The sequence below is a fragment of the Mesorhizobium sp. C432A genome (assembly GCF_030323145.1).
Taxonomy (GTDB): Bacteria; Pseudomonadota; Alphaproteobacteria; order Rhizobiales; family Rhizobiaceae; genus Mesorhizobium.
Genome location: NZ_CP100470.1, coordinates 3,957,587 through 3,969,667 on the forward strand (window position 1 = coordinate 3,957,587; position 12,081 = coordinate 3,969,667).

The window sequence follows — 12,081 nt, forward strand, 5'->3', positions numbered from 1 at the left end:
GGATTGCCCGGGTGGTTGCCGCCGCCGGGGCAAGCCAGCAAGGACTTGCGAGCAAGCATATGGCCGGAAGGGCCGAAGGGGTTAGCCAGAATCTGACGGGCGTCTGGAGCGGGCGCTATTTCTATCCGCGCGAACTGCCGCCGGTTTCCTTCGTTGCAACGCTGATCGAGACGGCAACCAGCTTGACGGGGATGACCCACGAACCGGCGGCGACCAGCACGGCAAGATACGCAAGCCTGCAGGGGCAGCGAGAGGGCAACGCCGTCTCCTTTACCAAGACATGCGACAAGGCCGAATTGAAGGCGCACCCGATTCACTACAGCGGCATCATCAACGGTGATGCAACCGAGATCAAAGGCACTTGGCGAATCCCGGGATACTGGTCCGGCAATTTCCTGATGATCCGCTCGCCAGGTAAAGTCGCGGCTGTCACCCGCAAGGTGGCGGAGCGGGTCTGAGCCGTATCTGCCCGGTTCGCCTTTGCAATCATCGATATTTCATTAGCCGGCGTCTCCCTTTTCATTGCTTTCGTTTTCAGCTACAAACAAGAAAAACGAAAACGGGAGGTTCTCAGTGTATTTGTCGCCGCGCCATGCCGAGATCATCCAGATGGCGAAGGACCATGGCCGTGTGCTGGTCGATGACCTCGCCACGCATTTCAACGTGACGCCACAGACCATCCGCAAGGACCTCAACGATCTCTGCGATCAGCGGCTGCTGACGCGCATCCATGGCGGGGCCCTGTTCCCGTCCGGCATCGAAAACATGGAGTATGAGGCGCGCCGCAAGATTGCCGCCGACGAGAAGGAGGCCATCGGCCGCGCGGCGGCCAGGCTGATACCCGACAACGCCTCCCTGTTCATCAACATCGGCACCACGACCGAGTCGGTCAGCAAGGCGCTGCTCGACCATGCCGGGCTGATGGTCATCACCAATAATATCAATGTTGCCAACAGGATGCGCATCTATCCTTCGATCGAGGTGGTAATCGCCGGCGGCGTCGTGCGCGGCTCCGACGGCGGCGTTGTCGGCGAGGCCGCGGTCGATTTCATCAGGCAGTTCAAGGTCGACTATGCGGTGATCGGCGCCTCGGCCATCGACCATGACGGCGCGTTGCTCGATTTCGACTTTCGCGAAGTGAAAGTGGCGCAAGCCATCATCGCCAATGCCAGGCATGTCATCCTGGTGTCCGACCAGACCAAGTTCGAACGCACCGCGCCGGTTCGCATCGGCCATCTCTCGCAGGTAAACACCTTCATCACCGACCGTTGCGACATCCCGTCGGTGCGCAAGATCTGCGAGGAAGCGGAGGTTCAATTGATCGAAACGTCGCTCGGCTAAGCTATCGATCACGGTCCCGTTACATTTCGTTTGACATTCGTTCTTATTTCGAAATAATCCCGCTACGGTTTCGTAAAAACCTAAAAATGCTGCAATGCGAAATCGCGGGAGGGCTTTGTGGACGCAGTCCGTGACATCTTCGTCATCGGTGGCGGCATCAATGGCTGCGGCATCGCCCGCGACGCCGTTGGGCGGGGCTTTTCGGTATTTCTGGCCGAGATGAACGATCTTGCCAGCGGAACCTCCTCCGGCTCGACCAAGCTGATCCACGGCGGTCTGCGCTACCTCGAATTCTACGAGTTCCGGCTGGTGCGCGAGGCGCTGATGGAGCGCGAGGTTCTTTGGAAGAACGCGCCGCACATCATCTGGCCGATGCGCTTCGTGCTGCCCTATGCCAAGGGCCTGCGCCCGGCCTGGCTGATCCGGCTCGGCCTGTTCCTCTACGATCATATTGGTGGCCGCAAATTGCTGCCGGCGACCCGAACACTGGACATGTCCAAGGATCCGGCGGGCAAGCCGCTGAAGCCGCTGTTTCACAAGGCCTTCGAGTACTCGGACGGCTGGGTCAACGATGCCCGGCTGGTGGTGTTGAACGCGCGTGACGCCGCCGACCGCGGCGCCACCATCCGCACCCGCACGAAAGTCGTCGGGGCGCGGCGCGAAGGCGATCTATGGGCGATCCGCGTGGAAGACGTGCGGACGGGAGATGCCGACGAGGTCAAGGCCCGGCTGCTGGTCAATGCCGCCGGTCCATGGGTCGACCACGTCCTGTCGACCACCGTGGGCCAGAACGACGTGCACAATGTGCGCCTGGTGCAGGGCAGTCATATCGTCATCAAAAAGAAATTCGATGATCCGCGCGCCTACTTCTTCCAGAACAAGGACGGGCGCATCATCTTCGCCATCCCTTACGAGGAAGAATTTACGCTGATCGGCACCACCGATCGCGACTATCCCGGCGATCCGCATGACGTGAAGATCAGCGACACCGAGATCGACTATCTCTGCGCGGCGGCGAGCGAATATTTTGCTGAAGCCGTGACGCGCCCCGACATCGTCTGGACCTATTCGGCCGTGCGCCCGCTCTACGACGACGGCGCTTCGAAGGCGCAGGAAGCGACCCGCGACTATGTGTTGAAAGCCGATGGCGGCGAGGGCAAGGCGCCGATCGTCAACGCTTTCGGCGGCAAGATCACCACCTACCGCCGGCTGTCGGAATCGATGCTGGAAAAGATCGAAGGTTTTCTCGGCAAGCGCGGCAAGCCGTGGACGGCGAACGCGCCCTTGCCGGGCGGCGATTTCCCGGCCACCGGTTTCGACGTCCAGGTGGCGAAGCTGAAGAGCGCCTATCCTTTCCTCGACCAGCGCCTGGCGCGTCGGTTGACCAGGCTTTACGGCACGCGCGCGCAAGTGCTGCTCGGCCTCGCCAAGTCGAACGCCGATCTCGGCCGCAATTTCGGCGCCGATCTCTATGAGGCCGAGGTACGCTACCTCAGCGAAAACGAATGGGCGCTGACCGCCGAAGATGTATTGTGGCGTCGCACCAAGCGCGGTCTGCATCTCAGCCGCGAACAGGCCTCGGCGCTTGACGAATTCATGCGCGGCATCAGCCGGCGCCATGTCGCGGCAGCGGAATAGGGAAGGCGATTGATGCACAAAGCCTGGGAGGAGGCATCATGCTGGAACTGAGAAACGTGACGAAGATGGTCGGCGCGGTGGAGCATATCCGCGACGTGTCGCTGACGCTTCAGCACGGCTCGCTCAACGTTTTGCTCGGGCCGACACTGTCGGGCAAGACAAGTCTGATGCGGCTGATGGCCGGGCTCGACGTGCCGACCACCGGTTCAGTCTGGTTCGACGGCCAGAATGTCACCGGCATGCCGGTGCAGCAGCGCAAGATCGCCATGGTCTATCAGCAGTTCATCAACTACCCCGCGATGACCGTCTACGAGAACATCGCCTCGCCGTTGCGCGTCGCCGGCACCGACCAGGCCAAGATCGACAAGGAAGTCCGCAACGCGGCAGGGCTTCTGAAGCTCACACCCTATCTCGACCGCACGCCGCTCAGCCTGTCCGGCGGACAGCAGCAGCGTACGGCGCTGGCCCGCGCCATCGTCAAGAATGCCAGCCTGGTGCTGCTCGACGAGCCGCTCGCCAATCTCGACTACAAATTGCGCGAGGAGCTGCGCGCCGAACTGCCCAAGATATTTGCCGCCGCCGGCACCATTTTCGTCTACGCCACGACTGAGCCGCATGAAGCCTTGCTGCTCGGCGGCAATACGGCGACGCTGTCCGAGGGGCGGATCACCCAATTCGGGCCGACCATCGACGTCTTCCGCAAGCCGATCGACCTGGTGACGGCGAAAACCTTTGCCGATCCGCCGCTCAACACCATCGTGCTGGCCAAGAAGGGCCCGGATTTCCTGCTCGAGGGCGGCGTCAAGCTGCCGGTGCCGGCCGAACTCGCCGGCATTGCCGACGCCAATTACACGATCGGCTTTCAGCCGCATCATCTGTCGCTGGAGCGGCCCAACGCTGCCGCGGTGCCGGTGCGCGCCAAGGTGACGATCACCGAGATCACCGGCTCGGAAAGCTTCATCCACCTCGATTTTGCCGATGCGCGCTGGGTCATGCTGACCCACGGCATCCGCGATTTCGAGCCGGACGCCGAGATCGAGGTGTTTATCGATCCGCGCCACATCATGGTCTTCGACAGCAACGGCAGCGCCGTCGCCGCGCCGAAGCTTGCGGCCTGAGGGGGAAGAGATGGCGCGCATCGACGTCAACCATGTCAGGCACTCCTACCTGCCCAATCCGCAGAAGGATGCCGATTTTGCGCTGCGGGAAGTGCACCACACATTCGAGGATGGCGGCGCCTATGCGCTGCTTGGGCCCTCGGGTTGCGGCAAGACCACGCTGCTCAACATCATTTCGGGACTTCTGCACCCCTCGCACGGTGAGTTGTTGTTCAACGGCAAGGACGTCACCAATCTGTCGACGCAGGAGCGCAACATCGCGCAGGTGTTCCAGTTCCCGGTCATCTACGACACCATGACCGTTTACGACAATCTTGCCTTCCCGCTGCGCAATCGCGGCGTGCCGGAGGCCGATGTCGACCGCAAGGTGCGCGAGACGCTGGAGATGATCGACCTGGCGTCGTGGGCGAAGAAGAAGGCGAGGGGCCTGACCGCCGACCAGAAGCAGAAGATCTCGCTCGGCCGCGGCCTGGTGCGCTCGGATGTCAATGCCATCCTGTTCGACGAACCGCTGACGGTTATCGATCCGCACATGAAATGGGTGCTGCGATCGCAGTTGAAGCAACTGCACCGCCGCTTCGGCTACACCATGGTCTATGTCACCCATGACCAGACCGAGGCGCTGACCTTCGCCGACCAGGTCGTCGTCATGTATGATGGCGGCATCGTCCAGATCGGCACGCCGGCTGAATTGTTTGAGCGCCCGCGCCACACATTCGTCGGTTACTTCATCGGCTCGCCCGGCATGAACGTCATGCCGGTGGCGATCGACGGCAAGACTGCGACCATTGGCAGCCAGCGCATCGAGTTGCCCGGCGCGCCAAAGACCGCCGCTGGGAGCTCCGGCGCCATCGAACTCGGCATCCGCCCCGAATATGTCAGGCTCGGCCGCGAGGGCATGGCGGTTAAAATAAGCAAGGTCGAGGATCTCGGCCGCCACAAGGTGGTGCGCGCCAGCCTCGAAGGCCGCGAGATCGCTGCCGTCATCGGCGAGGACGAGAGCGTGCCGGCCGACCCAAAGGTTCGCTTCGATCCGGCCGGCATCAACATCTATGCCGATTCCTGGCTGGTTGAGATGGGGCGTGTCGAGATGGGGGCATAGATGGAAAAGACCTGGAACAACAAGGCCTGGTTCCTGGTGCTGCCGGTGCTGGTGCTGGTGGCGTTCTCGGCCGTCATTCCGCTGATGACGGTCGTCAACTATTCGGTGCAGGACACCTTCGGCAACAACGTCTTCTTCTGGGCAGGCACCCAGTGGTTCGAGGAACTGCTGTCGTCCAGCCGCTTCTGGGAAGCCATGGTGCGCAACCTGATCTTCTCCTTCATCATCCTGGCCATCGAAGTGCCGCTCGGCATCTTCATCGCGCTCAACATGCCGAAGAAGGGTTGGGGCGTGCCGGTCTGCCTGGTGCTTATGTCGTTGCCGCTGCTCATTCCGTGGAACGTCGTCGGCACCATCTGGCAGGTCTTCGGCCGCAACGACATCGGCCTGCTCGGCTACTACGTCAACGCGCTCGGCATCGACTACAATTACGTGCAGGATCCGTTCGACGCCTGGGTCACCATCATCATCATGGACGTCTGGCACTGGACCAGCCTTGTCGTGCTGCTCTGCTATGCCGGCCTGGTTTCGATCCCGGATGCCTTCTACCAGGCGGCCAAGATCGACGGCGCCTCGCGCTGGGCGGTGTTCCGTTATATCCAGCTGCCGAAGATGCAGCGTGTGCTTTTGATCGCCGTGCTGTTGCGCTTCATGGATAGCTTCATGATCTACACCGAGCCCTTCGTCGTCACCGGCGGCGGCCCCGGCAACTCGACCACCTTCCTGTCGATCGACCTCGTCAAGACCGCGCTCGGCCAGTTCGACCTCGGTCCGGCGGCCGCCATGTCGCTGGTCTACTTCCTGATCATCCTGTTGTTGTCGTGGGTGTTCTACACCGTGATGACCAACTACGACGCGGAGCGCTGAGATGAGCGGCGCCAACGAAAGAGCCGACAGAGTGAGCGAAACCACCGCTTCGGGAAAATTGGCGAGCACGCTTTCGCAGGATCAGGTCGCCCGGCTGATGCGCAAGCGCGGCGAGGAATCGCGCTGGTGGTGGATCGTGCCGACGATCTACATCATCGTGCTTCTGCTGCCGATCTACTGGCTCATCAACATGAGCTTCAAGACCAATGCCGAGATCGTCTCCTCGCTGACGCTCTATCCGCATCAGCCTACGATCGCCAACTACGTCACCATCTTTACCGACGCCTCCTGGTACTCGGGCTACATCAACTCGATCACCTATGTGGTGATGAACATGGTGATCTCGGTGGCCGCCGCGCTGCCGGCGGCCTACGCCTTTTCGCGTTACCGCTTCCTCGGCGACAAGCATCTGTTCTTCTGGCTGTTGACCAACCGCATGGCGCCGCCGGCAGTGTTCGCGCTGCCGTTCTTCCAGCTCTATTCGGCTTTCGGCCTGATCGACACCCACATCGCCGTGGCGCTGGCGCACTGCCTGTTCAATGTGCCGCTGGCGGTGTGGATCCTCGAAGGCTTCATGTCGGGCGTGCCCAAAGAGATCGACGAAACAGCCTATATCGACGGCTACTCCTTCCCGCGCTTCTTCGTCAGGATTTTCATGCCGCTGATCGCCAGCGGCATCGGTGTCGCGTGCTTCTTCTGCTTCATGTTCTCATGGGTCGAGCTTTTGATCGCTCGCACGCTGACGACCACCGATGCCAAGCCCATCGCCGCCACCATGACCCGCACCGTCTCGGCCGCCGGCATGGACTGGGGCCTGCTTGCCGCCGCCGGCGTGCTGACGCTGATCCCCGGCGCGCTCGTCATCTGGTTTGTCCGCAACTACATCGCCAAGGGCTTCGCCCTGGGGAGGGTGTGATGAAACAAACGCACGGGTTCATCCTCACCACCACTGCCAAGGGCTTTGCCCTGGGGAGGGTGTCACCATGAATCTCGACCTCACCTGGATGGCGTGGACGTGGCCGACGGCGGCGTTCTTCGGCACCATTCTTCTGCTGCTGTGCGGCATGGCGTTTTGGGAATTTGCCTCGCCGGGCGGCAATCCGCGCGTCGGCATCCTGCGCTTCGAGACGACGCGCGGCGACCGTCTTTTTCTGTCGCTGCTTGGCAGCGCCTTTATCCATCTCGCTTGGCTGGGTCTTGTCGGATCCAACCTGTGGTGGGCTCTCGCTCTCTCCGTGGTCTACGCCGTCGGCGTGTTCCGCTACGTATAGAGGGGGAAACTGTTGGATCGACCGCGTGCCGGCGGCCGTTCCAGATCGCACTTGAAACCTAAATGTGGAGGAAACCTATGCGACGGCAATTTTTAACATCAACAACTGCCCTTGTCCTGTTGCTCGGGGTAGGCAACGCCTACGCCGGAATGGATGAGGCCAAGGCGTTTCTGGACAAGGAAATCGGCCCGCTGTCGACGCTCGACCGCGCCGGCCAGGAAGCAGAAATGCAGTGGTTCATCGATGCCGCGAAGCCTTTCGCCGGCATGGACATCAAGGTCGTGTCCGAAACCATCGCCACCCACCAGTATGAATCGCAGGTGCTGGCGCCGGCCTTTACCGCCATCACTGGCATCAAGATCACGCATGACGTCATCCAGGAAGGCGACGTCGTCGAGAAGATCCAGACCCAGATGCAGACCGGCCAGAACCTTTATGACGGCTGGGTCAACGATTCCGACCTGATCGGCACCCACTGGCGCTACCAGCAGGTCCGCAACCTGACCGACTGGATGGCGGGCGAGGGCAAGGACGTTACCAATCCGAACCTCGACCTGAAGGATTTTATCGGCACCTCCTTCACCACCGCGCCGGACAAGAAGCTCTATCAGCTGCCCGACCAGCAGTTCGCCAACCTCTACTGGTTCCGTTACGACTGGTTCAACGACGAGAAGAACAAGGCCGACTTCAAGGCGAAATACGGCTACGACCTCGGCGTTCCCGTCAACTGGTCGGCCTATGAGGACATCGCCGAGTTCTTCACCGGCCGCGAGATCGACGGCAAGAAGGTCTATGGCCACATGGACTACGGCAAGAAGGACCCGTCGCTCGGCTGGCGGTTCACCGATGCCTGGCTGTCGATGGCCGGCAACGGCGACAAGGGCCTGCCGAACGGCCTGCCGGTCGACGAATGGGGCATCAAGGTCAACGAGAAATCACAGCCGGTCGGCTCCTGCACGGCGCGCGGCGGCGACACCAACGGCCCGGCTGCCGTCTACTCGATCCAGAAATACCTCGACTGGCTGAAGGCCTACGCTCCGGCCGAAGCCCAGGGCATGACCTTCTCCGAATCCGGCCCGGTGCCGGCACAGGGTGCGGTCGCGCAGCAGATATTCTGGTACACCGCCTTCACCGCTTCGATGGTCGACGCCGGCGCCAAGGCGGTGCTGAACGACGACGGAACGCCGAAGTGGCGCATGGCCCCGTCGCCGCATGGCGTCTACTGGAAGGACGGCATGAAGCTCGGCTATCAGGACGTGGGTTCCTGGACGCTGATGAAGTCGACGCCGACCGACCGCGCCAAGGCCGCCTGGCTCTACGCGCAGTTCGTGACCTCGAAGACGGTCGACGTGAAGAAGAGCCATGTCGGCTTGACCTTCATCCGCGAAAGCACGATCCACGACAAGAGCTTCACCGAACGTGCGCCGAAGCTCGGTGGTCTGATCGAGTTCTACCGCTCGCCGGCCCGCGTTCAGTGGTCGCCGACCGGCACCAACGTGCCCGATTATCCGAAGCTGGCACAGCTCTGGTGGCAGGCGATCGGCGATGCCTCGTCCGGCGCCAAGACGGCGCAGGAAGCCATGGACTCGCTCTGCGCCGAGCAGGAAAAAGTCATGACCCGCATCGAGAAGTCGGGCGTCCAGGGCGATATCGGCCCGAAGATGGCCGAAGAGCATGACCTCGCCTACTGGAACGCCGACGCGGTCAAGAACGGCAATCTCGCGCCTCAGCTGAAGATCGAGAACGAGAAGGAAAAGCCGATCACCATCAACTACGACGAACTGGTGAAGAGCTGGCAGAAGTAATCTTGGCGTACGCGCCAGGATCATAGTGAACGGGGAGGCGGCATCTTGCCGTCTCCCCTGTTTGTATAGGCGAGCTACCGGGAGGACTAATGACCGGATACATCCTTGCAATCGACCAGGGTACGACATCGACCAGGGCGATCCTGTTCGACGGCGCGATGAAGGTCGCCGGCAGCAAGCAGCAGGAATTCACGCAGCATTATCCTGCCTCCGGCTGGGTCGAGCATGATCCGGAAGAGATCTGGGCAAGCGTCGTCGCGACGGTCAAAGGCGCGCTGAAGGCCGCCGGCCGCGAGGCCTCGGATGTGGCGGCGATCGGCATCACCAACCAGCGCGAAACCGTCGTCATCTGGGACAAGGCGACCGGCAAGCCGATCCACAATGCCATCGTCTGGCAGGACCGCCGCACCGCGCCGCTGTGCCAGAAGCTGAAAAAACACGGCCTGGAGAAAAAGTTCACCAAAAAGACCGGCCTGCTGCTCGATCCCTATTTCTCCGGCACCAAGATCGCCTGGATGCTGGACAAGGTAAACGGTGCGAGAAAGCGCGCCGAAAAGGGCGAACTGCTCGCCGGCACTATCGACAGTTTTTTGATCTGGCGGCTGACCGGCGGCAAGGTGCATGCGACGGATGCCACCAACGCCTCGCGCACGCTGGTCTATAACATCGAGAAAAATGTCTGGGACGACGAGCTGCTCTCCATCCTGCGCATCCCGGTGGCGATGCTGCCTGAGGTCAAGGATTGCGCCGACGACTACGGCGTGACGGAAAAAAGCCTGTTTGGCGCCGAAATCAAAATCCTTGGCGTGGCCGGCGATCAGCACGCAGCGACCATAGGCCAGGCCTGTTTCGAGCCAGGCATGATGAAATCGACCTATGGCACCGGCTGCTTTGCGCTGCTCAACACCGGCGCCGATCTGGTGCGCTCGAAGAACCGGCTGTTGACCACCATCGCCTATCGGCTGAACGGCAAGACTACCTATGCCTTGGAAGGCTCGATCTTCATCGCGGGTGCCGCCGTGCAATGGCTGCGCGACGGCATCAAGGTGATCGGCAAGGCCGAGCATAGCGGCGTTTTGGCGGCAACCGCCGACCCCACGCAGAACGTCTATCTGGTGCCGGCTTTCGTCGGTCTCGGCGCGCCGCATTGGGACGCCGAGGCGCGTGGCGCGATCTTCGGGCTGACCCGCAACTCTGGCCCGGCGGAGTTCGCCCGCGCGGCGCTGGAATCCGTCGCCTACCAGACGCGCGATCTCCTCGACGCCATGCGCAAGGACTGGAAGGGGGCGTCGGCCAAAACCGTGCTTCGCGTCGACGGCGGCATGGTGGCCTCCGACTGGACCATGCAGCGGCTGGCCGATATCCTCGATGCGCCGGTCGATCGCCCGACCATTCTGGAGACGACGGCGCTGGGTGCGGCGTGGCTTGCCGGCTCGAAAGCAGGCGTGTGGCCGAAGGCGAAGGATTTTGCCAAGAGCTGGGCGCTCGAGCGCCGCTTCAAGCCGGACATGGATGCCACGGTGCGCTCGGCAAAGCTCGCGGGCTGGCGCAATGCGGTGCGCCGGACGCTGAGCGCGCGGTAGTAAATCATGGCGGGGGAAGGGGATGAATCCACACTGGTATGGGGCCTGGCGCGACGAGGCTGTCGAACAATTGGATGCAAAGAATGCACGCTTGCAGCAGGAGTTCCGACTCGGCAGTTGGCCTCGCTATGACTATGATCTGACAGAAGGAAAGCTTCTGTTCTCGGACAACGGCATCACCAAGGTCGTCGCCGAAATCCAAATCGCCGGATCGACGAGTGCCAAGGCCAGCAACTGGCTCTGGGCTTGGGCAAATTCAAACCTGCCTGGCGACCTGCTTGCCGACGCAGAGCTGGTTCGGTCTTTCGGACAGGAGCATTCCATTGATGAGCTGGCTCAACCCTATGCGATAGATTTGAACAACGACTTGGAAGTGCTCGGCTGGAAAATGACCGCAGCTGCGGTTCGAATCTGCAACGGCCTCGGCGCATACCGTTCTCCGCGTGGTGAAGGCGGAGCCCTGTATCTGATCTTCAAGAGCGTCAATTGGGCCAGCTAATCCGCCGCGCCCGTACCCAAGCAACCTACGGAAAAGCCCGCGCCGTTGCCGGCGCAGGCTTTTCTACTCAACACTTGGTACCAACTCAGCTCAATAGGGCGAATTGCACTGTTGACGCGGGCCGTAATTGGGCTGGAATGTGTTGTCCGAAGCGCGGTACGACCGATAGCGGTCGTAGCACCACTGCACATGGGCATCGCCGCGGTTGTTCTCGCTGTTGACGATCGCACCGGTGATCAAGGCGCCGGTGGCGAAGGCAGCCAGCGGGAACCAGTAGTCGCCGTGACGGCGATAGCCGCGGTGATATTCGCGATAGCCGCGATGGCCATTCCAATAGCTGCCGCCATCATTGTTGCGGGAGAACTGGCGGCCTACGCGGAAATCGCGATTGCCGGAATTGCGGTTGCCATGGCGCATCCACCGCCAGTTGTCATGACGAGAATCGCTCACATTCACGATGTCGGACGAAGTTGCTGATGACTGGGGCACGAACATCTGGGCGGCATTGGCCGGCATAGCGGCGGCCGCGGCAAACGAAATTGACAGGGTGGTCGCCAGTAGACCCGTTGCGATCTTGTTCATGATCTTCTCCTTGAAGGGTGGTTGACGTCCCTTGTGAGACGAAAACGGCCCGCTCGTGCGATGGTTCCCACCAAAACAGTAAGTTGCTGATTTGTAATGTTTCTCGAATTCGGCGCGTGAGAAAAGGCGCGTCTCGCGCGCCAACAGATCGAAGCGGCGACCACGTTGCGGGAGCGGCTCACCGGGCTGGTGACGACGCAATTTGCGGCGCGTCTGGCGATGGCTGAAACCCCGGTCGAAGGGCCATCTTTTTCCGGTTGACCGGTCGCGGCACT

Annotated in this window: 12 protein-coding genes; 11 read left to right on the plus strand and 1 reads right to left on the minus strand. The window is 61.6% G+C overall.

The features are described 5' to 3' along the window. The first annotated feature begins 11 nt into the window (after positions 1-11). From NLY33_RS19150 to NLY33_RS19200, 11 genes are all read left to right on the plus strand, one after another. Positions 12-458: a hypothetical protein gene (locus tag NLY33_RS19150; RefSeq protein ID WP_023707487.1), complete on the plus strand. Its 447-nt coding sequence runs from the start codon at positions 12-14 to the stop codon at positions 456-458. 115 nt (positions 459-573) lie between these two features. Then, positions 574-1,341, plus strand: coding sequence for a DeoR/GlpR family DNA-binding transcription regulator (locus tag NLY33_RS19155; RefSeq protein ID WP_023706202.1), 768 nt, complete (start codon positions 574-576; stop codon positions 1,339-1,341). 117 nt (positions 1,342-1,458) lie between these two features. Continuing rightward, positions 1,459-2,979 carry a glycerol-3-phosphate dehydrogenase gene (glpD, locus tag NLY33_RS19160; protein ID WP_023700779.1) on the plus strand — a complete coding sequence of 507 codons (1,521 nt, stop codon included), beginning with the start codon at positions 1,459-1,461 and terminating at the stop codon, positions 2,977-2,979. A gap of 38 nt (positions 2,980-3,017) precedes the next feature. Next, on the plus strand, positions 3,018-4,097 hold the full coding sequence (locus tag NLY33_RS19165; protein ID WP_023684650.1) for an ABC transporter ATP-binding protein: 1,080 nt from the start codon (positions 3,018-3,020) through the stop codon (positions 4,095-4,097). 10 nt (positions 4,098-4,107) lie between these two features. Further along, a complete protein-coding gene (locus NLY33_RS19170) occupies positions 4,108-5,199 on the plus strand; it encodes an ABC transporter ATP-binding protein (RefSeq protein WP_023700777.1) in 1,092 nt (363 codons plus the stop codon). Further along, positions 5,200-6,066, plus strand: a complete 867-nt coding sequence (locus NLY33_RS19175; RefSeq protein WP_023670975.1) for a carbohydrate ABC transporter permease — start codon at positions 5,200-5,202, stop codon at positions 6,064-6,066. A gap of 1 nt (position 6,067) precedes the next feature. Further along, positions 6,068-6,982 (plus strand): carbohydrate ABC transporter permease, encoded by a 915-nt coding sequence (locus NLY33_RS19180; protein WP_023670976.1) that lies wholly within the window; start codon positions 6,068-6,070, stop codon positions 6,980-6,982. Positions 6,983-7,049: 67 nt separating this feature from the next. Continuing rightward, positions 7,050-7,337: a DUF2160 domain-containing protein gene (locus tag NLY33_RS19185; protein ID WP_023670977.1), complete on the plus strand. Its 288-nt coding sequence runs from the start codon at positions 7,050-7,052 to the stop codon at positions 7,335-7,337. 77 nt (positions 7,338-7,414) lie between these two features. Then, positions 7,415-9,142: an ABC transporter substrate-binding protein gene (locus NLY33_RS19190; RefSeq protein ID WP_023670978.1), complete on the plus strand. Its 1,728-nt coding sequence runs from the start codon at positions 7,415-7,417 to the stop codon at positions 9,140-9,142. A gap of 89 nt (positions 9,143-9,231) precedes the next feature. After that, a complete protein-coding gene (gene glpK, locus NLY33_RS19195; RefSeq protein WP_023706204.1) occupies positions 9,232-10,725 on the plus strand; it encodes a glycerol kinase GlpK in 1,494 nt (497 codons plus the stop codon). Positions 10,726-10,747: 22 nt separating this feature from the next. Further along, positions 10,748-11,224 (plus strand): DUF6882 domain-containing protein, encoded by a 477-nt coding sequence (locus NLY33_RS19200; protein WP_023684656.1) that lies wholly within the window; start codon positions 10,748-10,750, stop codon positions 11,222-11,224. A gap of 90 nt (positions 11,225-11,314) precedes the next feature. Here the strand turns inward: NLY33_RS19200 and NLY33_RS19205 are convergent, their stop codons facing one another. Then, the gene (locus NLY33_RS19205; protein WP_023706205.1) at positions 11,315-11,806 is read right to left on the minus strand and encodes a BA14K family protein; all 492 of its coding nucleotides are present in this window, start codon (positions 11,804-11,806) and stop codon (positions 11,315-11,317) included. Between the last annotated feature and the right edge of the window lie 275 nt (positions 11,807-12,081).

Excerpts from the sequence above, each read along its gene's own strand:
- NLY33_RS19205 (WP_023706205.1), bottom strand. The coding sequence starts at position 11,806 with ATGAACAAGATCGCAACGGGTCTACTGGCGACCACCCTGTCAATTTCG.
- glpK (WP_023706204.1), top strand. The coding sequence starts at position 9,232 with ATGACCGGATACATCCTTGCAATCGACCAGGGTACGACATCGACCAGG.
- NLY33_RS19175 (WP_023670975.1), top strand. The coding sequence starts at position 5,200 with ATGGAAAAGACCTGGAACAACAAGGCCTGGTTCCTGGTGCTGCCGGTG.
- NLY33_RS19170 (WP_023700777.1), top strand. The coding sequence starts at position 4,108 with ATGGCGCGCATCGACGTCAACCATGTCAGGCACTCCTACCTGCCCAAT.
- NLY33_RS19185 (WP_023670977.1), top strand. The coding sequence starts at position 7,050 with ATGAATCTCGACCTCACCTGGATGGCGTGGACGTGGCCGACGGCGGCG.
- NLY33_RS19200 (WP_023684656.1), top strand. The coding sequence starts at position 10,748 with ATGAATCCACACTGGTATGGGGCCTGGCGCGACGAGGCTGTCGAACAA.
- NLY33_RS19190 (WP_023670978.1), top strand. The coding sequence starts at position 7,415 with ATGCGACGGCAATTTTTAACATCAACAACTGCCCTTGTCCTGTTGCTC.
- NLY33_RS19165 (WP_023684650.1), top strand. The coding sequence starts at position 3,018 with ATGCTGGAACTGAGAAACGTGACGAAGATGGTCGGCGCGGTGGAGCAT.
- NLY33_RS19180 (WP_023670976.1), top strand. The coding sequence starts at position 6,068 with ATGAGCGGCGCCAACGAAAGAGCCGACAGAGTGAGCGAAACCACCGCT.